This is a genomic window from Segatella copri, from assembly GCF_009495355.1.
Lineage (GTDB): Bacteria > Bacteroidota > Bacteroidia > Bacteroidales > Bacteroidaceae > Prevotella.
On the sequence record NZ_VZAD01000097.1, the window covers coordinates 49,256 to 71,346 of the forward strand.

Consider the following 22,091-nt stretch of genomic DNA (forward strand, 5'->3'; position numbering starts at 1 on the left):
TTGTTGTTTATATTGTTTCTAATTATTTCTGCTGCAAAGGTATAAAAATATCCTTTACGTTATACATTTATGTTGCAAAAATGTTGCGTAAAGGTTTGCGTTGTTACATGGCGAAAATATTAAAACCACCATCCACTACAGCCACAGTACCTGTTACGAATGATGCAGCATCGCTCATCAGATACTGGATAGTGCCGCAGTGTTCTTCTGGTTTACCCATACGTCCGAACGGAGTCTGGCGGATAACATCCTTTCCGCGCTCTGTGTAGGTTCCGTCGGGATTGGTAAGGAGCGCACGGTTCTGCTCGGTGATGAAGAAACCTGGAGCTATGGCATTTACACGGATACCCTCACCAAACTTCTTGGCTGTCTCGTGAGCCATATATGCTGTAAAGTTGGAGATGCCTGCCTTGGCTGCTGCATAACCGCAGACACGGGTCATTGGGCGGAAGGCTGCCATAGAAGAGAAGTTGATGATGCTTCCCTTTCCTGCCTCTACCATTGGATGCAGGAATACTTGTGTAGGTATAACAGTACCTGTGAGGTTCAGATTCAGCACCGTCTGAAACTGCTCTGTCTCCAAGTCAAAGAAAGTCTGGTCGGGGCCGATCGTTGCGCCCTTCATGTTTCCACCGGCAGCATTGAGCAGGGTGTCTACCTTACCATATTTAGCGAGGATATCCTTGCAGTTCTGCTCTACGATCTCCTTGTTCATCACATCGCTCTTGAAGAAAGAAGCCTCACCGCCTGCTTGTTTGATGTCTTCCACAATAGCGTTGCCTACTTCTTCTTTACGTCCCAGGATGGCAACTTTGGCTCCCTCGAGAGCCAAATACTTGGCGATAGTTTTTCCCAATACGCCTGTTCCACCTGTGATGACCACAACATAATCTTTAATGTCGAAAAGATTGCTCATGATTTTTTTGAATTGTTTGAATAATAAATAGTTAATAAAGGTGATGCTACAATCATACTCATTGTCATCTTCGCTTCATTTGCAAAATTAGCGCATTTTTATTGAATAAGCAAATATTTAGCTGTGTTTTTTCTCACTACATTCTCTTTTCGTACTTTCTACAACCATTTCGCGTGAGAAACTGGCTTATTTCGTCTTTTTTTTCTTATTCCTTCCTTCATTTCGTTCGATGTCTACAAAAAAAACAACTCAACTTTCACAAATGTGGAAGTTGAGTTAATGATCTATTGTATTGTGGTTTATCGGCCAAAGGCCTATATGTCCTTACTCCATGAACTTAATCATGTCGTCACGTCTTGGTTTGGCCGCTGGTGCTTCGTCAGGATAACCGAGGGCGATGCAGTAAAGAAGCTGAACACAGCATAAGTTGAGTAAGAACACTCAACTTTATAATCCACGAGCCTTGAAGATACGTTCCTTGGCATCATTGATCTCTTGGAACTTTTTCTCGGCAGCCCTGCGGACATCCTCGCCAAGGGCAGCCACCTTGTCGGGGTGATGCTTGAGAGCCATCTTGCGATAGGCACTCTTCACCTCATCATTGGTAGCCGATGGCGATATGCCGAGTACACGATAAGCATCGTCGAGACTTGAAGCCGAAGAAGCTCCACTGCGGAGGTTGAGCATCTGGTCAAGTTCGTCAGCACTAAGTCCTAAGTGATAGGTAACCTCTTTCAGCGCTGTGAGTTCCTCAGCCGGCACCTGACCGTCGGCCTGGGCTATCATGACCAGGAAATTGAGCAACTGAAGGCGCTGTTCGTACATCATACTGTTGCGAATCTGCTGACAGCTGTCCTGAATCACGCTGCGATATTGCAAAACACCTACACGCTTCTGCTCCTCAAAAAGTTTCAGAAGAATCTGCTCGCCCTGTGTCATGGCTCCCAAACCGAAGTTCTGGCGTAAGAAGCGACGCACGAGCTCCATCTCGGAATGCATCACCTTGCCGTCGGCCTTGATGATGTAAGAGGCAAGAACAAGTAACGAGAACATGAACGAGTTGCGTTGTCCCTCGCTGCTATTTCTTTCCTGCTTTCCTGTATCCTGGCGGTTTACCTCGTTAAGTCCATGTTCGAAGAGAGAGCCTAAGGCATAGCCTGCCAAGGCTCCCAACGGACCACCTGTGATGAATCCGAGTACACCGCCAATCCATTTTCCTGCTCCCATTGTCGTTTCTGTTTTTGGAAATGATGCTTAGCAACTTAATTAGTTGAAGTAATACAAGAAGGTGGCAATACCGGAAAGGGCAGGCTTGCGCTGACCTTCTATCTCGATATCGAACTTGATGCTTGCCTTGCAGATACCACGAAGGTTCTGAATGTCATGAAGGGTTGTCACAAGGCGAACACGTGAGCCGGTGATGACAGGCTGACCGAAACGCATCTCGTCCATGCCATAGTTGACCAACATCTTGATGTTGTGTACTTCTACAATCTGCTGCCACATGTAGGGTAACAAAGAAAGGGTGAGGTAGCCATGAGCGATAGTGCTGTGGTAAGGACTCTCTACTTTTGCACGCTCCACGTCTACATGTATCCACTGTGGGTCGAGTGTTGCATCAGCAAACTTGTTGATACGTTCCTGGTCTACCTGCAACCACTCTGATTCACCTAATCTCTCACCTAAGTGAGATGCAAATTCCTCGTAAGAATTGATAATTAATTTTGCCATAGTTTTGAATATATTATTTTTATAGTTTTTTCTTTATTATGAAGTGGAAATATTGAATATTCTCCAGGAAATTCTCCTTCTTTCCTCATTAGTCTCTTCTGAAAATGTCGCGTGTATAGACTTTCTCATTCACATCATTCAGAACAGGGTCGTAACGGTTGGCGATGATGGCCTGACTCTGTTTCTTGAACTCCTGCAAGTCGTTGACAACACGGCTGCCGAAGAAGGTACTGCCATCCTCGAGGGTTGGCTCATAGACTATCACCTGTGCACCTTTAGCCTTGATGCGCTTCATAACTCCCTGGATACTGCTCTGGCGGAAATTGTCACTGTTGCTCTTCATCGTGAGTCGATACACTCCGATAGTGCAAGGGTGTTCTTTCTGAGGATCATAGCTGCTGTTATCCTTATAGAAATAATATCCAGCCATACTGAGCACTCGGTCGGCGATAAAGTCCTTACGGGTGCGGTTGCTCTCAACAATGGCTTGAATAAGGTTCTCAGGAACATCGGCATAGTTGGCCAGCAACTGTTTGGTGTCCTTAGGCAGACAGTAACCTCCGTAGCCAAACGACGGGTTGTTATAGAAAGAACCGATGCGAGGGTCGAGTCCCACACCATCGATGATCGACTTCGTTTCAAGCCCCTTCATCTCGGCATAAGTGTCTAATTCGTTGAAGAAACTCACACGCAGTGCCAGATATGTGTTGGCAAAGAGCTTGACAGCCTCGGCCTCGGTAAGTCCCATAAACAGGGTGTCAATATCCTGTTTGATAGCTCCTTCCTGCAGGAGTGAGGCAAAGGTATGTGCTGCTTGGTCGAGTCGCTCGTCGCCCTCAGGACGGCCTACGATGATGCGGCTGGGGTAAAGGTTGTCGTACAGCGCCTTGCTCTCACGTAAAAACTCGGGAGCGAAGATAATGTTGTCGCAATGATACTTCTTTCGTACATTCTCCGTGTAACCTACGGGAATGGTGCTCTTGATGACCATGATGGCATCAGGATTGACACGCATCACCAACTCGATAACTTCCTCAACGTGAGTCGTGTCGAAGTAGTTTTTTACAGGATCATAGTTGGTAGGGGTGGCTATAACAATGAAATCGGCATTCTTGTATGCTTCTTCTCCATAGGTTGTCGCCTTGAGATGCAAATCCTTCTCTGCCAAATACTTCTCAATGTAATCGTCTTGTATGGGTGACTGACGATTGTTGATAAGGTCCACCTTTTCTGGCACTACGTCAACAGCCGTCACCTGATGGTGCTGGCTCAGCAGCGTGGCTATGCTCAGACCAACGTAGCCTGTACCAGCTACCGCAATACGAATATTTTTGTTTACTGTTTCCATTATTATAACTTTTAAAAGTTTTGTCGAAATGTAGCTTACCTTAATTATAATGTTATGCAAAGGTACATTCTTTTTTAGACTTGACCAAATATAGATGGTAAGAGTTTTCTAAAATCAATAAAAATGACCTACTTCTCTCTTTATACCTTAATTAATAAGGCTGAGCTCAACAGGCTTTACTTACACAAGGCTGTAAAGGGACAGTGCTCACAACGCTGCTTGTCTTCTGTTGCCACAAGTGGAAGAGTGGGATCGCATATCTCGCTGATGAGAGCTTCTATGTGCTGCATGAACTCGTCCTGATATTCGGCCACGTCAAAGATAGGATTACGGCCAAACTTTAGCGTCGGGTCATAATCCTTGCTTCCCGCTTGCTGAATGAAAAGCAATCCCGGACTAACAGGGGCTTTTGTCTTGTTATATCGGCCGTCATTGCCTACAATGATAGAATAAAGCAATGCCTGCAGATAATAATCAGTGTGCAGCGAGAGCTTGGAAGGATCGAATATGGTAGCCACATCAGCAGGGAACCGTGAGGGCATACGTCCTGTCTTATAGTCGATTACGCGAATGCGCTCGGCTATATTGTCAAGACCAGGATTACCATTGGCAGCCACAGCATCAAGACGGTCGATGAAACCACCTAATGTGATGGCTTTATTACCTATAGGAGTATTGAACTCAAAGGTTTTATTCACTTGTTTCTCAAGTCCTAATAGTGTATAGGGGGCCAGCTTTTGGTCTATGCGGAGGAGTTGTTTTAGATAGCTTGTGATAACCTCGCGGTTGATGAGCTGAAGACCGTTGTATTCGGGCATTTTAGATCCGGGCTTCAAGCGGAACAACTGTTCTGCAAAAGCCTGATCTACTAAACTATACAGGCTGTTTTCGTGTTTGAGCGCATAGTCTATCTTCTCCTTGCTGATGATGAGGGGATGAATGAGCTGCTTCTCACCCTTAGCATTGGTTTGCAAATCTTCGGGACGGGCAAACTGAAGATAGAACAGTTCGGCAGCACGATGGAAAATCAAACCAAAGTAACGGTTGTCTATCTCATCATCCAACTCTTCTGGTTCTTTCAGTCCAGCCACATACCGGTAGTAGAAACGTTTCTGACATCTCAAGTAAGTGTTCAGGCATGTTGGAGAAATAATCTTTCCATCAATGAGTTGACTAATCATTTCCTCCGTTTTTTCTATTTTCTTTTGGTTGGGAGGAAGTGGTACTTGACCTGATGACAGAGCAGCGGTTTTCACCTGGTGCTTGCTTTCTACCAACAGCTGTAGCATGAAGCGGCTCATTTCGCCAGTATGTCCATCCTCAGTAGAGTTGTTGTATGTAAGGGTGATGTCAGCAGAACGTTGCAGCATGCGATGGAAATAGTAGGAGAAGATAGCCACTTTGTTGTCTACCGTGGTAAGTCCGTAAGCCTTGCGCAACGAATAAGGAATGAACGAAGAGTCGTTGACGCCCTTGGGAAGATTTCCTTCGCTGGCAGAAAGCACGATGATATGATCGAAATCAAGATTGCGTGTTTCGAGAACTCCCATAATCTGAATACCTTCGGCTGGCTCACCATGAAAAGGAATAGTGGTGGTCTGCATGAGTTGCAGCAGGAGGTGCTGTAAGGTAATGATATCTACGATTAGGTCACCCGACTGGATGAGTTCGTGGAGACGGTTGACAAGCGTATAGGTGCGAAAGAGTGATTCCTGAAAGAGTGGGTCGTCAAGCGTACGTGCTTGTGTACCTATGTTCTTCAGCACGTCCAAGAGATACTGTACGAGCGAAAGGTTGAAGTTCTCGCCCGATGACATTTCCTGAAACAGGATTTCAAGTCCCTCGTCCTCTTTTTGGCAAAGCCATTTGCGGGAAGGGAAGAATATCTTCTTGTCATGAAGTTCGCCCATGAGTTCGGCATAAGCAGACGAGATGTACTGGGCGTAAGGATGGCGAAGCACATAGTTGACATAACGGAGACGATAGCAATCTCTATCCTTGTCATAGCCCAAGTTCTGCAGATCGGTTAGCGTTTGTATCAGACTGTAGAATGGAGTCTGCTGCAAGGGATAGCCTAATGTGATGTTGACACTCTCCACCTCCTCAGGTAAGGAGTGGATGACAGTAGGCAACAGACTCTCGTCTGCAAGCACGATGGCAGTGCTGCGCCCTTGCTTATATCGCTCTTTTTGCATCAGCCAGCTATGTATGTAGCGAGCCTGTATGTTATCGGTAGGAGCGCTAATATAGGTAATATCTTTGGTTGAATCAAATGAGTTATATAGCTCTGTATCTGATAAATAATCCAACTCGTTGCCAAAAGCACTCATCAACTGCCGGATGTAATATCCGGCCTCGTTGCCATCCTTCATATAGTATTTGTCGAAGTCCCAATAGAAGGCAGCCTTGCCCTCTTTCTGCAATCGTGAGCACAGCTTCTGCTCCACACACTGCATCATATTGAAGCCCACAAAGAGATATTTCTTGTGCCGGAACTCAAGCGACTCGTCTTCCACCACACGCCGATACAAGGCACCCTCGTAGGCAAGGTTCTGTGCCTCAAGGCGCTGATTGAAATTGGTATAGATGTCGTAGAAATGACTCCACAACTGTAGGAAGCGCTTTTTGAGTTCGGTGTTGTGGTCATCAGAGAAATTGCTGAAGAATTTCTTGATGATTTCCTTCTGCTCTTCGGTGAGGTAAGACACGTCATCGAGTTCATGGATATCACTGAGGTTGGCAAAGAGCTGCCTGGCAGAAGCCATGTTCTTGTCCACATCATCGAAGTCTGCTATTAGCAGCTGTCCCCAGCCGTAAAAGTGGTCGAGTGTCTCTTCGATGCCAGTACACTCGACGAAAGACTTATGAAGATCGCATACCAACTTGATGGGGTCACCCACCTTCAGCGTAGTGTGCTGACGAAAGAGGTCGCTGATGGTGATATAGGTGGGGCTCCACAAAGGATGGGAAACCAGACGTGCCAACTGCTCGTTGAGAAACAGCGAGGCACGTTTGTTGGGGAATACGATGGCTATATCGCTCAGATTGTTGCCATATTTCTGTATGATGTCTTGGGCTACGTATGTCAAGAATGATTTCATATTCGTCGTTTTTATAATCTTGATGAAATAGAGTCGTTATGTCTTAGTCTGGGGTGTCAGAATTCCACCTTGACTATCTTGTTGGGATAGACATACCACAGATAGCCTTCTATCAGTGGATGACTGTCGTTTCCGTTGTCGGAATTTGCACTTTGGTTGGCCTCCATGCCTTCCAGCAACTGCATGTACTGTCTTACCTGTACGTGATGCTCGTCCTTGGGTTTACCGAACTTGAAGTCCACAACAATGGTCTTTTCACTATCCTTCATCACTCGGTCAGGACGATGTATCACCACCTTGCCATGTTCCACACTCAGGATAGAGCACTCGTTGAAGAGTGTCCAGTGGGGAGAAAACCAATGCGCCACCTGCTGAGACTGCAGACGCTTGCGTATCATTGAATCCAAGTGCTTGCGTGAGAGATTCTCGTCGTAGAGCATTCCGTCTAATTCGAGTTGACGAAGGGCCTGCTCTATGTCGTCGGTGGTACGGATGGAGGAGAAGAGACTGTGCAGAATGGTACCCAACTTGATGTAGTACTTCTGCTGTTCCTCGTCCTCGTCGCCCTTTATGAAATCACGACTCTTGTTACTCTGCCTGAACTGAGGCATAGCAGGATTCACCTTCAGCTGCATAGCGATATTGGTGGCTTGCTGGCAAAAGACATTCTCCGATTTCTCCTTTTTCTTGTCTGTAGCATCAGCCTCCTCAACCTTAAGGGTTCCATATTCAAAAAGAATATCCTTGTCTTGCGAATTGGAAAGCGTTACAGATACATTGCCGCTGCTGAGTGTCTTCTCTACATCTGATAGCACACTTTCTATCAGATAACTACGGAATGTTTCCTTGTCACGATGAGCAATAACGAAGAGTCCACGGCTGGCACGTGTGAAAGCCACATATAGCAGGTTCATGTTGTCTACCATGTTCTGCAGATGCTCGTGGTGGTAATCGTCCTCGTAGATGCTTCCCTTCATCTGTTTGGCGATGAAATCGACAGGAACCAATGGTATTTTGTTGAAAGGAGCCTCGGCTGGCGTACACCACAGGGTACCTTTGGATGTCTCCAACATCCAGTCGCAGAAAGGAATGATAACATAATCAAACTCCAGACCCTTACTCTTGTGAATCGTGACGAGGCGTATGCCATTGAGCGCATCGCTATGTATGCTTTTCTCGTGCAGCGTATTGTCCCATTCCTTGATAAAAGAGTCTATATCGCAACAGTTGTCCTGCAGGTAAGCAGCCATCTGATCGTAGAAGGCGCAGATATAAGCACTCTGACTCTTCATCTCCTCTATGGTATCTAACTGTAGTTCAACAAAGAGGTTTTCCACTAAATCGAAAATAGGTTTCTGTAACAGGATATCACGCTGCTCCTCAATCTTTTTCACGATTTCATCGCTACCAAGGAAGGTGAGTGCGAACTTCTGAAGGGTAGCCCTGGAAATAGGATCATCGGGATGAATAAGCACACGTAACGCCGTAACAAGCGCATTGACCGCCTGGGATGCATCCAGACGGAAAGCCTCGTCGGAAACAAGAGGGTAAGGGCAACCGTTGTTCATCAGAAATTCTGCCAAATCCTTAATGGTGCGGTTGGTTCTTACGAGGATGGCAATCTGACTGGGCTTTACACCCTGCTCTGTCAGTTGCATGATAGTTGCCATAGTTTCCTTCAGTGTGCGTTCTTTCCATTCTTCCTTGTTCAGGAGTTTAATCTGCACAAAGCCATTGGCAGGTTTGCCCGAAGGCACCCTCTGGGCTACGTCAGAGTATGCAATCTTCAGTTGTTCTGCCTCCTCGGGGGTATTCTCCTTGAGAGTCTGATATTCAGTTTCGGCAGCAGCTTTGAAGAATGCATTATTGAAATCGATGATGTTTTTTGCCGAACGATAGTTTGTATCCAAGGTCTTGATATCAAGTCGCTTGTCTCCAAACTGCTCTTGTATATTGTTAAGCAGTCGCCAGTCACCAGAGCGCCAGCGGTAAATGCTCTGCTTTACATCACCCACAATGAGGTTGCCTGCATCCTGATGACTCATGGTTTCATCGAGCAATACTTTGAAGTTCTGCCATTGTATGGTGCTGGTGTCCTGAAACTCGTCTATCATGACATGCTCCAATTGCGTACCTATCTTCTCAAAGATAAAAGGTGAGTCACTGTCCTGCATAAGCGAATGGAGCAGCGTCTGCGTGTCACTGAGCAAAAAACGGTTTGCTTCCTCGTTGAGTGCACGGACTTTCTTCTCTATACTTCCTAAAAGGCGCAACTGGTTGAGGTTGCGCAGGGTGAGGTCTGCACTCTTGTAAAGACGCAACAACTTTGGGCGCTTCTCTTCAGAATAGCGCAATAATGGTGCAAGGGTATTGCATACCAGCTCATACTTAGGTGAACCTGGCTGTGCATCTGCCGCACTCATCCAGGTATGCTCGTCCTCCATGGCTGACACAACACGTATGCCAACAAGTTTTTCATCGTCGAAATGTCCGTCTCTCAATTTGATGAAATAGCTGCAGACACCTGTTTTGCCATACGAGAAATCCGAAACCGTAAGTCCATTCTCGTCGAGTGTGTCAAAGAAGGTGGCTGCTATCTGCGCAAAGTGTTCCTTGGCATCTTGTTTCATTTTCCTGAGCTCGGCAGTGAAGTTCTTGAAAAAGTCTTCCTTTTCCATCACTTCATTGAGCGACTTGGCGGCACTCTTGTAATAATCGCGGAAGATATTTTCACCAAAACTCTTGATTTCACCGATCACGTTCCAACTTTTGTCATCAGCCATATTCGACTTGATATAGTCCATGATCCAGTGTAGAAGCCTGTCGGTCTGCCCCAGATCCTCAATCAGTTGGTCTACAGCCTGTTGCTCCACCTGGTAGTCGTTGAGCCCTATGCGAAGGTTGGCGGTAAGGTCGAGCTCACGTGCCAGGTTACGAAGCACACTCTGGAAGAAAGTATCTATTGTTTCAACGCGAAAGTAGTTGTAGTTGTGAATGAGCAGACTGAGTGCAGTACCGGCATTCTTCTCTATCTGCTCCTGCGTGAGATGGGGCAAAGCTTTCTTTATCTGTTCCAGATAACCATGCGATTCCTCGAGTCCATGGGCAATACTATATAGCTGACTGAGGATTCGTGTTTTCATTTCCTCGGTGGCTTTATTGGTGAAAGTCACTGCCAGGATGGTGCGATACGAATGTGGGTTGGCAATGACTAAGGTCATATATTCCCTGGCCAGCGTGAAGGTTTTGCCAGAGCCGGCACTTGCCTTGTAAACGGTGAGTTGTGAATTCATATATATTATAATGTAAGAATGTTTGTTTTAAAGAATGTCTATCTGTAAGTATTCGATTCTTCTACCAGTTGCGGAAAAGCTCAAAGTCGAACTTGCAGCCTACGCCATAGAACTTGGCATTTTTGAAACCGGCAAAGACTCCGATAGAAAAGAGGCGGGTGCTGAATCCATAGCCCCATTCGGTATAGGGATGCAGCTTTTCTACCAATAAGGCATTGACATAGAAGCGCTCAGCCTCTACAAATCTGCCCACCAAGGGCACCCAGGCGGCAAAGATCATCGGATTTTCGTAGGTGAAGTTGCTGCGTACGTAGTATTCAGAAGAGTTGTACCACTCTGAGGGCAACAGTTCGAACGAACCGCTCCAGTCGTCATTCCATCCTCCTGGAATGTAGTTGTCATTGAAATTGGAGTAGTCGATAAAGTACCAGTGAGAACCTCGCATGGTATAGAATCCTGCTCCAAGACGCGCAGAGTACAACTTTCGACGGCTGGCGTAGAAGATGCCCTTGGCATCAGCCTCAATACGCTCATAAGGTATGTTTGAGCCCATGAACCCCTTGATGCTACGCTCATAATCGGCCGTGACAGACACTCCTTTAGGCCCCCATGGTCGCCATATCAATCCAAAAGCAGGGGCCACGGAGCGATATTTGGAAGGATAGCCATACGATTCGTAGAATTCTGGATGAATCGCCCTGCGATGGTGAGCCACTATTCCTGCTTCAAATCCCCACTTGGGACTAAACATCCAGTGGTTGGTGATACGGAAATAGCTGTCGGTAAACTCGGTATAATTATCCTTGTCTACCGTTATCTCCTCGTCGTCATCCTTCTTGATGTCCAGAATGTTGCGTGCGATCACGTTGGTGTTGATGCGATTTCCCTGTCCGTAAACCATCTCAAGATAGCCGTCGTGCTTGGCATTGTAGTTGAAGGTAGCCGGAATGTTGAAGTACAACTGATGGAGTTTGAAACTGTATCCTGCCCTGAACCGCACACCAAGCTGTATGTTGTCGTTGAAGGAATAAGAACTTCGGATGTCAAACTTATAGATGAGTCCCTTGCGCTTGGTATAGCCCATGTACAGAGGATTTAGAATAGGACTCAGGCGCACATATCCCTGGTTCTCCTTGCCAAAGTCCTGCTGTATCCTGTTCACCATGTTGTCGCCAACGATGTCCCATAGCACATCCTTGGCAAAGTTGCGCTTTTTCTTGGTACTGTCGGCCAGGCTGAGCGAGTCGCGACGATTCTTCTCCTTGAAATATTGCTCATAGATGAGTTGCTCCTGCTCGTTGAGAAGAACAGGGCGCACTTGGGACATAAGAGTGGTGTCGGCAGCATTGTTGAGTGTGTCGGATAGTACCTTGGGCAGGTTGTAGTAAGAACTGAGCATACCGGTGATGTTATTTCCCATAAACCTGAAATTGGCTTTCAGGTTGCATCTGTCGGGCAGGAGAGAACGGTAACCCTCGTTGCCCATGACGATGGATATAAAGAAGCGGGTCATATCGTATTCGCCCTCAAAGTCGACCAGATATATTTTTCCTGTCTTGCTGTTTACCACAGCCTTGGTTTCCACCATCTGTGTGTTCTTAATCTTTGGGTAGGCATATACCTGGGCCTTGTCGAACGGCAAAGCGGTGACCCGATAGGTGTAGAACCTGCGGTTGGCTCGATGGAAAGGGGAGAGGATATTGTTATGAAAAAGGTTCTCGCCAAAGACATTGGGAGTTACATAAGGAAGAATATATGACATGATGTTACGGCGATGTGGAACAGTGCTGACATGGAGCAGACGCTGGTCGGTGAACTTGTCGTTCTGCATCGTTATCTTGGTATAGTATTCGCTGATAAAGTGGCGTCCTGTACCATGGGCGATGGCATACATCGAAGGTACGAGCATCAAGGTGGCGTTGCGCTTGTTGGTGTGCATCTGCATCTTGGTGTAAGAATACGATTGTGAACCATGCAATCCTGTGGTGTCGGTACGTTTGGCATAGGTAAACACCAAATTAAGCACCGAATCACGAAACGCAACGTTCGGTGCTTTCACTTTAGCCTTACACCCCAAAGGCGATGCCATAAGGAAGGCTATGAGCAAATATTTATAAAACGACACCCTGTTAGCCAAGGTATTTCATCAAGATTTTAACATATCCAGACTCTCTGAGTTTCGAGATGCTCTTTTCGCGAATCTGGCGCACACGCTCACGGGTAAGCCCCATCTTGTCGCCGATTTCCTCAAGACCTTTCTCTGGCTCTCCAATACCGAAACAAGCACATACTATCTGTCGCTCACGATCCTTGAGTACCTGACCGAGAACCTGTTTCAGTTCCATGGCCATACTCTCGTGATCTACCTGCTTGTCTGTACGACTGTCATCGCCACTCGACATCACATCGACCATGGCATTATCATCGTCGTCTCCAAATGGAGCATCGATACTCACGTGATGTCCACTTGCAGCCATACTCTGTGATATCTTCTCCTCATCCACACCTGTGCGGTCAGCTATTTCCTCCACACTGGGACGACGGAGATTCTCCTGCTCAAACTTGTTGATTTCGTGGTTCACCTTATTGAGTGAACCAACCTGATTGAGGGGGAGTCTGACTATACGGCTCTGCTCGGCAATGGCCTGTAGGATACTCTGGCGAATCCACCATACGGCATAGGAGATAAACTTAAAGCCACGAGTCTCGTCAAAACGCTCTGCAGCCTTGATAAGACCGATGTTGCCCTCGTCGATGAGGTCGGTAAGTGTGAGTCCTTGATGCTGATACTGCTTGGCAACAGAAACTACAAAGCGCAAGTTGGCTTCCACCAACTTATTCTTGGCACGCTCACCGGCACGACCACCTTTCTTGATGGCCTGAGCAAGTTCTATCTCTTCCTCAATGGAAACCATAGGTGCACGACCAATCTCAACGAGGTACTTGTCGAGAGCCTCGCTGTTGCGGTTGGTGATGCTTTTCTGTATCTTAAGTTGTCTCATTCTCTATACTTTCGCCTAATTTGCGCAAATATAGTAAAAAAATGCATTCGTTGTTATTTTTAATAACTAACTTTAACACAATTATTTAACAACCTCATTCTGAAGAAATTTCTGATAAGCGTCACGATAGCCATTAAAAACATTGATATCAACATGCCCACGGATACCACTTACTCTTCCATCTGGACATAACTGCCACAAAACCAACCTGATATCTGGTTTGTACTCGCCATAACGGGCTATCCATACGCGATAGTTCCGCTTCAGGTCGGGCGCATATTTCAGGTAACGGTTCACAAACATCTGACTGATATAGAGTATCGGTCTTGTGCCTGTTTGGCGTTCCACATATCTCAGCCATGCCCTTACTTGTGCAAACATAGCGTCTGGTCCGCCCATCTGCTTAATCTGCCGTGGTGTCGGTTCCAGGTCGAGTACGGGTGGAAAATCACCCCTTCTTACCAGAGCATGCTTCATAAACTTGCGGGCCTGTGCCAGTCCGGGCTTACGAGGCGAGAAGAAATGATAGCTTCCCACCCTGAAACCATGCGCCTTTGCTGCCCGATAGTCTTTACGGTAATAGGGATTGAGCAGGGAGGCTCCTTCCGTACACTTGATATAGATGAAGCTGATGGGATAGCTTATACTTCCACTGACTGTTTTGCGACTGATGTTGCCCAAGTGGGTAATACGCAATTTACTCCATCGGATGGGGTATTTCTTCTTACCTATAATATGCTGATATTTAGATATATCTATGCCGTATATTCTATCATAGGTATAGACAAGACGCTCGCCACGATAACGGTCGTTTTTCCATTCTCCCACGCAGAGTTGTTTGCCAGACTCAATGCCAAATCCGAATCCATCACGATGTCCATGTTTCCATTGTCCTTCATAGTGCGACCCGTCATTTCCCATCCACGTACCATGACCATGAGGATGGAACAGAGAGTCTCGCTCGCCTGTATAGATACCTGCAGAGTCTGCCTGCATTACCTTCACAAAGGACTGGCAGAAAGGCACGACGTCCATCTTTATTCCATAGAAGGCACTTCGCTGATTAATGGCACAGGCAGAGTCGGGCAGGGCTTGCGATGACAGGCGAAAGTAGTTCATGCCTTTCTGCATATCGTGCTTCTCCAATTGGCATGACTGACTTGACAACTGACGAGTTGACAACTGACCGATGTATAAAACTTTGTAAGACAACTGTCTTACGATTCGAAGCGAGGTAGTGTCGACTGTATGATGCAGAGAATCCAGTAGTTTTTTAGCCTTTTCGAGCCGAACTTTCTGCTGTTCTGCATAATCTGCAATCATGCCATAGCCTTCGTCGCGTACATTGTGCGAATGTGTGTAATAATCTATTTCATGAAGTGTCCATTTGGCATTCTTGTAGATGGTTTGCAACGAGTCTATTTGTGCATGATATACCTGCTGAGGTGTCATTCCCTGATAACGTTTATATCTTATAGCCGCATTGTCCTCGGCAAGTAAAAGTCCCTTGCAGGAAGGTAGCAAGTCGTATTGATTGACGAAGAAGGCATCCAGTTTTGTGGTGTCATTACCTAAGTCGAGCAGTATCTTATAGCCTGCTCTAAGCTCATAATGACAGCAAACATCAACAGTAGCCTTGGCACGCATCCATCTTTCCTGAGTCATGTGGTAGCAAGACCATACATACCAGCCGCAGCTCATGACAACCAACAGAAGCGACAGGATTGCGATGACAGCCTTGTTTTTCTTACTTAAATGAAACATTACTTTCTCTCCTCATATTTAATTGTACACTTCTTATATAAATAAGGTGTAGCTTCTCATATCATAAAGGTAAATACAAAATTATAAAAAAAATAACATCTTTGCAAGTTTTTCCTCAAAAAGTTTATCTATGACTTTTATACCCGATGAGAATATTAACAGATGACGTGCACTGACCATAAAAAGAAGATATAGTATAAAAAACAGAACCCAATCATCTCGATTGAGTTCTGCATACCTTGAAAACATACTTATACTATTATCTGTCACCTAAAGAATCACATAATACTTACTTAACTAAAAAACCTTGTAAACTTTATGACATCCATCGTATGAGTCAAGTCCTTATTAGAGCACTTTTAATGTAATGCAAAGATAATCAACATTAACAAAAAAGGCTTGTAATATGAAAGAAACAATTCTTTGTGATTTGTAAAATCTTAAAAAAACACCTTTTTATCCATGCCATCACATCAAAAAATGATAGTCAAAAGCCCAAAATAACGGTTTGTTATAACTGATAATCAGAATTTTGCATTTTTGAAACATCTTTTTTGAATTATGACAAAGCTTTTCGGATAATTTGCGTAACTTTGCAAAAGATTAGCAAAAGATTATCAAAGGATCTCTGCAAGATAAGTTATAAACCAAACCTACCAATATGATGTCACCCAACTTGTTTTACCAAGATTTTTTGCTGTGCATAGGAGTGGCAAGTCTGATTTTCGGACTGTTTCTTCTCTTCTTTAAGGCACCAGCCAACAATATTTACCAACCTTACCGACGTTCAAAGAGTCTTTTGGCGGCAGGCTATCTTGTCATGAGCCTCAACATTATGTTTTGGGGCATCACTTTCGATGATAGGTTTACCAAGCCCGATGTGTTGGATATTTACAACGAGATCATCGCCATTTATCTGCTCTACATTATATTCAACTATGCGCTCTGCAATCTTCTGGACCATCACTATCTTACCCGTCGCCGGCTGTTGACGGATGCCTTCAGATGGGTGGGAGTCATAGCGATAAGCGCCTTGTCAATGTTGCCACTGTTCGAGAAGATAAGATGGGGAATTGCAGCATTCATCTCGTTCCTGCTTATCGAATACATCGTAAGTTTCCTTTATAAGTTCCGCAAACTTTACCTGCACAACGACAAGGTGATGGCTAACTATTTCGCTGACGATAAACGCAGATTTGTGGCATGGACCAACCGACTCATCTTACTCATGGTGGTATATGGCCTGCTGGCATTTATTTCTATTTTCCAAGGAATATGGTTCAACTTCTTTTTCCAATGCTATGCTTTGGTCTTCAATTTCTTCGTTGTCATCAGTTTCCTGAATCATTGTCAGCCCTATGGCGACATAGAAAAAGCCTATATGGAATGGGAAGAACAGGAGAAGTCCGTCTGTCAGCCGGAAATAACCCACAGCAAAGTGGTGTATCACCTGTTGGAGAGCAAACTGAAAATCTGGGTTGCCCGGGAGAAATATACCGAGCCCAACCTTACCCTCGATTCTCTTTCCACCTATGTGGGAACCAACCACACCTATCTCTCACGCTTTCTCAAGGAGACTCATGGCGTGAACTTCAGCGAGTGGGTTTCGGGCTTGCGTGTGTCGAAGGCCAAGGAGCTGATGCGGAAGAATCCCAAGGACAAACTCGAAAACGTGGCTTATCTCTCGGGATTCTCTTCTCTCTCTTATTTTTCTAAAGTTTTCTCTCATTTGGAGGGTGTCTCGCCTGCCCGTTGGCGCGACAGCATGTCCTTATAGTCTGACGGTGTGTCATTGAAGAACAGGGCAAACTGTCTGTTGAAAGTAGAGCGCGACGAGAAGCCCGCCATCTGTGATACGTCATTGACACTCAGGTCGAGGTCGGTTCTTTCGAGCAGTTGTGAGGCATAGCGCAGTCGATAACGCGTGATAAACTGGCTAATGGTGAGTCCGCCTCCATAACGTTTGATGGCATTGGCCAGATAAGTGCGGTTGGTACCTAAGCTCGCAGCAAGGTCTTCGGGCTTAAAGTCGGGACTGGCATAAGGCTTATCTTCATCCATCAGCTGACAGATACGTACAAAGAGACTTTCCTCTTTGCTGAGTTTGGCCTGCGGTTTGTTTTCCAGTTCCGACAGGAGCGAACGTTCCTGAAGATGCAGTCGTCTTACAAGCGCAGACAGGCGTCTGAGCTTATGGCGAAGATCGCGTATGTGAAACAAGAGCACCACAATGCACAGCAAAAGGCTGATGCTGACGAAGTGATTACTGATGAAATTCATGTTGATATATATTCTATTTGTAGTATCTGGTTTGTGGAGTCATCAATGCGGAAGTCATCAGCGGTTCTTCTGCCTATCAACCATACGATGCGCTGACTGGCATCCTCTACCACCAACTGTTCTTCCTTCTCGAAGGCATTGCACTTGATGTCTGTTAAGAAGTCGCTTACCAGTTTGCTTCCTTTCATACCGAAAGGGCGGAAACGGTCGCCAGGGATGGTCCTTCTTAAGGTGAGAGGAAACTCTACTTTGTCGGCATCAAGGGTTGCCACCATCGGTTTTCTGCTCGGACGGAAGTCTGGAGTTCTGGCATGGCTTTCCACCTTGATATATTGTTCTTCTGCACAACTGTATTTACCCGTTTCCGGTATTTTGAGAGTACAAGACTGCTTGCCCTTCTCCAAGGCTTTGACGAGAATAGCATTACGATCGATAACCACCTGATGTGTAGATGATTGCCATTTTTTGCCTACAGCATCTATACTGTTGAGGATTTCACGGATAGAGGTTCCCTGAAAGTGATAAGGCGAGAGCAGGGCATGGAGCACGAACTCAGGACTTGCCTTCGACAGCAACTCCTCCTTGCTTATGGCTGTGATACCCTTGCTGTCGGTCTGGGTAAGACGGCTGTCCGACAAGGCTGCAATGAGCATCTTGTTGGCTTCAGCCAGATGGGTTGCCGTAGTGGCAATGCTGTCGGAAACCGAAGGATTGATGGTGCGAAGCAGGGGCAGAACCTGCAGTCTGATCTTGTTGCGCACCACATCGGGGACCAGGTTGGTACTGTCTGTCACATACTCCTGTTGCTGCAGAGACAGATACTTCAGAATATCCTCACGGCTCACATCGAGCAGCGGACGCAGTACGTGTCCGTTTCGAGGAGCGATGCCTGTCAGTCCGTTGATGCCCGTACCCCTTATCAGATTGATGAGGAACGTCTCCACGCTGTCGTCGCGATGATGAGCCACACAGACACCCTGCGCCTCCAAGTCCTGGATGAGCTGTTCGAAATAGCGATAACGCAGTTCGCGAGCCGCCATCTCGATGCTTACCTTATGAAGCGATGCATACTGTTCCGTATAGAAGTGTATGCGATGAAGGGGCACGCTAAGACGTTCGCAAAGTGAGACGCAGAACTGCTCATCGCGTACTGACTCACTGCCACGGAGGTGGAAATTGCAATGACAGGCCTCTGTCTTATAGCCCAGATGGAGAAGCGCCAACAACAGGGATACGCTGTCGGCACCTCCCGACAAGGCTACGAGGCATGGTTTGTCCTTGTCCAGCAACTGATGCCGGGCAATAAACTGCTCTACAGTCTGTTCGAAACGAGATATATTCATGTACTAATAACTTTCGCTGGGTTCAGAAGTTAGAGAAGCTGTGATTTTAAAAATTCCTCAGCACGCTCAAGGTCCTGTGGCGTGTCAATGCCAACGGTCTCTACATCAGTGGTTCCCACCTTTATCTTGAAGCCATTCTGCAACCACCGCAACTGCTCCAGGCTTTCGGCTATCTCAAGCGAACTTTGTGGCAGTTGGGTAACCTGACGCAGTACGTCCTTGCGATAGGCATAAATGCCAAGATGCTTCAGGAAAGGGTAGTGAGTGAGCCAGGAAGACTTTTCTTTTCCTCGTACATAAGGAATGACACTGCGCGAGAAATACATGGCGAAGCCCATATTGTCGACTACGATTTTCGGACTGTTGGGATTCTGTACAGCCTCCATGCTCTCGAAAGGTTTTCCGAGTGTGGCTATCTGTGTGGTAGGATCGTCAAAACAATGGCAGATGGTGTCGAGCTGGCTCTTTGCCACAAAGGGCTCATCGCCCTGAACGTTTACCACCACGTCCCATTCGCCTCCTATCTTTTCGATAGCTTCCTCTATACGGTCGGTACCGCTCTTGTGGTCGGTGCGTGTCATCACCACCTGACCGCCAAACGATTTCACAACATCATAGATGCGCTCGTCGTCAGTGGCGACATAAGCAGTCTCGAGCACGGCAGCCACCTTCTCGTAAACATGCTGAATGACAGGTTTGCCACCCAGCAGGGCCAATGGTTTGCCCGGGAAACGCGTAGAAGCGTAGCGGGCTGGAATGATTCCTATAAACTTCATAATCGTATATCTTTATGTTTTTAAAAATCTTCAACTATCGTTTGTTCTGAAGTAAGCAACTTTTTTCGCTGGGTTCAGAACATTTCTCCTTCCTGTCTGTCTACCTTTCTGATTTCCTTCAGGAAGATCTCGCCATATTTCTTACGTTTGTACTCGCCGATACCATGGATCATTCCAAATTGCTCCATGGTGCGCGGCTTGACGGAAGCAAGTTCGTGCAGCGACTGGTCGGAGAGCACGATGTAAGGAGGATAGCCCTGTTCGTCGGCAAGCCGTTTGCGAAGTTGCCGCAATCTTTCAAAGAGCGACCCTTCTGCAGCTTTCGGCTTCTTCGACGACACCTTTCGTGCATGGACCACGGGTATCTCGTCAGTCTTTTTCTGCAGTAGTACCAACTGCACGGGCATCTCACCCTTCAGTACACGCCATCCCTGAGAAGTAACCTTCATCGCTCCATGCTCGTTGTAAGCCACCTCGAAGAATCCCATCTGCAACATTTGCAACAGATAGTCCTGCCAGTCGCGTGCGAGATGGTCTCTTCCTGCACCGAAGGTCTTCAGGGCATCATAGTGGTTCTTCACGACAGCAGGCGAGTGTGTTCCACGCAAGATATCTATGCAGGTACTGATATGTATCTTCTCGCCGGCACGCACCACAGCACTGAGGGCTTTCTGCACCAGCACTGTTCCGTCGAAGGTCTGTGGCGGATGGGCACACACATCGCAATGTCCGCAGTCGTGGGTGGCTTCCTCGCCGAAGTAGTTGAGCAGGATTCTTCGTCTGCATACCCTCGACTCGGCATATTCCTGCATACGCTTCAGTTTCTCCATGTTCACCTCTTTCTGTCCGCTTTCCTCCGCAAAGGAACGCAGTTGGATGACGTCTGCCATCGAGTAGAACAATACCGTGTCGGCTGGAGCCCCATCCCGTCCGGCTCGGCCTATCTCCTGATAGAAACTCTCAATGCTCTTGGGGAGGTTGTAGTGGATGACCCATCTCACATTTCCCTTGTCTATACCCATGCCGAAGGCTATGGTGGCGCATACCACCTGCACCTGGTCCATCTTGAATCGTTCCTGCACCGAAGCCCTTTCCTCAGTGCTCAGACCTGCATGATAAGCCGCGGCATTGATACCTTTCTTCTTTAGCTCCATCGCCACCATCTCAGTATTCTTGCGCGAAAGACAATAGATGATGCCTGCATCGCCAGGATGGCCGTTGATAAATCTATAGATATAATGCAGTTTCTCCTGTTTGGTTCCGCCGCGTCTCACCGAAAGACTCAGGTTGGGACGGTCGAAACTGCTGACGAATGTCTTGCCATTCAGGTGCAGTTGCTTCACGATGTCCTGTCGTGTTATCTTGTCGGCAGTGGCTGTAAGGGCAATGATGGGCACATGGGCGAAATGCTCTCTGATGGTTCCCAACTGCGAGTACTCGGGTCTGAAATCGTGTCCCCACTGGCTGATGCAGTGGGCCTCATCGATGGCAAATAGCGAGATCTTGATGTTGCTGAACAGGAAAGGTATCTCGCTGATCAGTTTTTCGGGCGAGACATAAATCAGTTTCAGGTCACCCGACATACATCTGCGGCGTATGATCATCTCGTCGGTGGAGTCGTTGTTGCTGTTCAGCTCGGCGGCAGCGATACCGTTGGCCTTGAGCGTTTCCACCTGGTCGTGCATCAAACTGATAAGCGGCGAGACAACGACAGCCGTTCCTGGCAAGGCAAGGGCAGGAATCTGATAGCAGATACTCTTGCCTCCACCTGTCGGCATCAGCACAAGACAGTCGTTGCCCTGCATCACCTCACGGATGATTGCTTCCTGGTTGGGTCGGAAGAAATCATATCCGTAGTAGTTTCTCAATAGGTCGCTTATTTGCATTTTTATGATAATTTCTGGCAAAGGTAATGATTTTTTTATAAAAAATAAGCAAGATATTTGATAAAATGGGATAAATTCATTATTTTTGCAAGCCTAAATGTAAAACTTTCGTACGTACGTTACAAAACAACGGGTCACTACGGGTGAAATCCATGGTTTTTATCGTACAGACTAATGATGAATAAACATACAAAACAAATATGGCAAAATATAATATCAGAGAATACAAAGAGTCGGGGGCAAGCTATCAGGAAAGCATCAATCCCGATATACTGGATGAATTGCACACCAAGATACTGAACATTCTGCTCATCCAGAGGAAGTTTATGGACAAGGACTATTCGGCCAAGAAACTGGCACAGGACCTGAACACCAACAGCCGATATGTGTCGGCTGTATGCAATGTGAAGTTCCACATGAACTATGCCACACTCATCAACAAGTACCGAATCGACGAGGCCATGTCGATACTCATCGACCGCCGCTATCTGAAACTCAACATGGAGGATGTGGCTTCCATGGTGGGCTTCGCCAACCGCCAAAGCTTCTATTCGGCATTCTATAAGCAGAAAGGCATCACACCACGCGACTTCCGCATGGAATATCTGAATCTTCATCCAGAACTGAAGAAAGAGAAGAAGAAAAAATAAA

At 46.5% G+C, this 22,091-nt stretch carries 15 protein-coding genes and 1 pseudogene; 2 read left to right on the forward strand and 14 right to left on the reverse strand.

Going from position 1 to position 22,091, the window contains the following annotated elements; all coding sequences use genetic code 11:
* Positions 1-103: 103 nt before the first annotated feature.
* The 10 genes and pseudogenes from F7D20_RS12565 to F7D20_RS13115 all read right to left on the reverse strand — a co-directional run bounded on the left by F7D20_RS12565 (position 104) and on the right by F7D20_RS13115 (position 15,155).
* Positions 104-916, reverse strand: a complete 813-nt coding sequence (locus tag F7D20_RS12565) for an SDR family oxidoreductase (RefSeq protein WP_158464340.1) — start codon at positions 914-916, stop codon at positions 104-106.
* Positions 917-1,240: 324 nt separating this feature from the next.
* Positions 1,241-1,330: pseudogene (locus F7D20_RS13110) on the reverse strand (nitroreductase family protein); the annotation flags it as partial.
* A gap of 33 nt (positions 1,331-1,363) precedes the next feature.
* Positions 1,364-2,143 (reverse strand): TerB family tellurite resistance protein, encoded by a 780-nt coding sequence (locus tag F7D20_RS12570; protein ID WP_158464341.1) that lies wholly within the window; start codon positions 2,141-2,143, stop codon positions 1,364-1,366.
* 39 nt (positions 2,144-2,182) lie between these two features.
* Positions 2,183-2,647: a MaoC family dehydratase gene (locus F7D20_RS12575; RefSeq protein ID WP_022252297.1), complete on the reverse strand. Its 465-nt coding sequence runs from the start codon at positions 2,645-2,647 to the stop codon at positions 2,183-2,185.
* An 88-nt stretch (positions 2,648-2,735) separates the two neighbouring features.
* Complete coding sequence (locus F7D20_RS12580; RefSeq protein WP_158464342.1) at positions 2,736-3,995, reverse strand: nucleotide sugar dehydrogenase; 1,260 nt, start codon at positions 3,993-3,995, stop codon at positions 2,736-2,738.
* 176 nt (positions 3,996-4,171) lie between these two features.
* Positions 4,172-7,096, reverse strand: a complete 2,925-nt coding sequence (locus F7D20_RS12585) for a PD-(D/E)XK nuclease family protein (protein ID WP_158464343.1) — start codon at positions 7,094-7,096, stop codon at positions 4,172-4,174.
* A gap of 56 nt (positions 7,097-7,152) precedes the next feature.
* Positions 7,153-10,389 carry a UvrD-helicase domain-containing protein gene (locus tag F7D20_RS12590; RefSeq protein ID WP_158464344.1) on the reverse strand — a complete coding sequence of 1,079 codons (3,237 nt, stop codon included), beginning with the start codon at positions 10,387-10,389 and terminating at the stop codon, positions 7,153-7,155.
* A gap of 61 nt (positions 10,390-10,450) precedes the next feature.
* A complete protein-coding gene (locus F7D20_RS12595) occupies positions 10,451-12,478 on the reverse strand; it encodes a DUF5686 family protein (protein ID WP_158464345.1) in 2,028 nt (675 codons plus the stop codon).
* Between the two features lie 40 nt (positions 12,479-12,518).
* On the reverse strand, positions 12,519-13,391 hold the full coding sequence (locus F7D20_RS12600) for a sigma-70 family RNA polymerase sigma factor (RefSeq protein ID WP_158464346.1): 873 nt from the start codon (positions 13,389-13,391) through the stop codon (positions 12,519-12,521).
* Positions 13,392-13,472: 81 nt separating this feature from the next.
* Entirely contained in the window at positions 13,473-15,155 is a 1,683-nt protein-coding gene (locus tag F7D20_RS13115) for a GH25 family lysozyme (RefSeq protein WP_228114193.1), read from the reverse strand.
* A 709-nt stretch (positions 15,156-15,864) separates the two neighbouring features.
* Between F7D20_RS13115 and F7D20_RS12610 the strand changes: the two genes are divergently transcribed.
* Complete coding sequence (locus F7D20_RS12610; RefSeq protein WP_194253565.1) at positions 15,865-16,932, forward strand: helix-turn-helix domain-containing protein; 1,068 nt, start codon at positions 15,865-15,867, stop codon at positions 16,930-16,932.
* Here F7D20_RS12610 and F7D20_RS12615 read toward each other — a convergent pair.
* From F7D20_RS12615 to recQ, 4 genes are all read right to left on the reverse strand, one after another.
* On the reverse strand, positions 16,881-17,435 hold the full coding sequence (locus F7D20_RS12615) for a helix-turn-helix domain-containing protein (protein ID WP_158464348.1): 555 nt from the start codon (positions 17,433-17,435) through the stop codon (positions 16,881-16,883). The genes F7D20_RS12610 and F7D20_RS12615 overlap by 52 nt on opposite strands.
* The gene (tilS, locus tag F7D20_RS12620) at positions 17,432-18,778 is read right to left on the reverse strand and encodes a tRNA lysidine(34) synthetase TilS (RefSeq protein ID WP_158464349.1); all 1,347 of its coding nucleotides are present in this window, start codon (positions 18,776-18,778) and stop codon (positions 17,432-17,434) included. Before tilS ends, F7D20_RS12615 begins: the two co-directional genes overlap by 4 nt.
* Before the next feature lie 29 nt (positions 18,779-18,807).
* Positions 18,808-19,554, reverse strand: coding sequence for a 3-deoxy-manno-octulosonate cytidylyltransferase (gene kdsB, locus F7D20_RS12625; protein ID WP_158464350.1), 747 nt, complete (start codon positions 19,552-19,554; stop codon positions 18,808-18,810).
* A 74-nt stretch (positions 19,555-19,628) separates the two neighbouring features.
* Positions 19,629-21,440 carry a DNA helicase RecQ gene (gene recQ, locus F7D20_RS12630; RefSeq protein WP_158464351.1) on the reverse strand — a complete coding sequence of 604 codons (1,812 nt, stop codon included), beginning with the start codon at positions 21,438-21,440 and terminating at the stop codon, positions 19,629-19,631.
* A gap of 200 nt (positions 21,441-21,640) precedes the next feature.
* On the opposite strand from recQ, the gene F7D20_RS12635 reads away from it, so the two are divergent.
* On the forward strand, positions 21,641-22,090 hold the full coding sequence (locus tag F7D20_RS12635) for a helix-turn-helix domain-containing protein (protein ID WP_158464352.1): 450 nt from the start codon (positions 21,641-21,643) through the stop codon (positions 22,088-22,090).
* Position 22,091: the final 1 nt, after the last annotated feature.

Bases quoted from the DNA above. Each gene is read 5' to 3' on its own strand.
- F7D20_RS12565 (WP_158464340.1), bottom strand. From the start codon at position 916: ATGAGCAATCTTTTCGACATTAAAGATTATGTTGTGGTCATCACAGGT.
- F7D20_RS12570 (WP_158464341.1), bottom strand. From the start codon at position 2,143: ATGGGAGCAGGAAAATGGATTGGCGGTGTACTCGGATTCATCACAGGT.
- F7D20_RS12575 (WP_022252297.1), bottom strand. From the start codon at position 2,647: ATGGCAAAATTAATTATCAATTCTTACGAGGAATTTGCATCTCACTTA.
- F7D20_RS12580 (WP_158464342.1), bottom strand. From the start codon at position 3,995: ATGGAAACAGTAAACAAAAATATTCGTATTGCGGTAGCTGGTACAGGC.
- F7D20_RS12585 (WP_158464343.1), bottom strand. From the start codon at position 7,096: ATGAAATCATTCTTGACATACGTAGCCCAAGACATCATACAGAAATAT.
- F7D20_RS12590 (WP_158464344.1), bottom strand. From the start codon at position 10,389: ATGAATTCACAACTCACCGTTTACAAGGCAAGTGCCGGCTCTGGCAAA.
- F7D20_RS12595 (WP_158464345.1), bottom strand. From the start codon at position 12,478: ATGGCATCGCCTTTGGGGTGTAAGGCTAAAGTGAAAGCACCGAACGTT.
- F7D20_RS12600 (WP_158464346.1), bottom strand. From the start codon at position 13,391: ATGAGACAACTTAAGATACAGAAAAGCATCACCAACCGCAACAGCGAG.
- F7D20_RS13115 (WP_228114193.1), bottom strand. From the start codon at position 15,155: ATGTTTCATTTAAGTAAGAAAAACAAGGCTGTCATCGCAATCCTGTCG.
- F7D20_RS12615 (WP_158464348.1), bottom strand. From the start codon at position 17,435: ATGAATTTCATCAGTAATCACTTCGTCAGCATCAGCCTTTTGCTGTGC.
- tilS (WP_158464349.1), bottom strand. From the start codon at position 18,778: ATGAATATATCTCGTTTCGAACAGACTGTAGAGCAGTTTATTGCCCGG.
- kdsB (WP_158464350.1), bottom strand. From the start codon at position 19,554: ATGAAGTTTATAGGAATCATTCCAGCCCGCTACGCTTCTACGCGTTTC.
- recQ (WP_158464351.1), bottom strand. From the start codon at position 21,440: ATGCAAATAAGCGACCTATTGAGAAACTACTACGGATATGATTTCTTC.
- F7D20_RS12635 (WP_158464352.1), top strand. From the start codon at position 21,641: ATGGCAAAATATAATATCAGAGAATACAAAGAGTCGGGGGCAAGCTAT.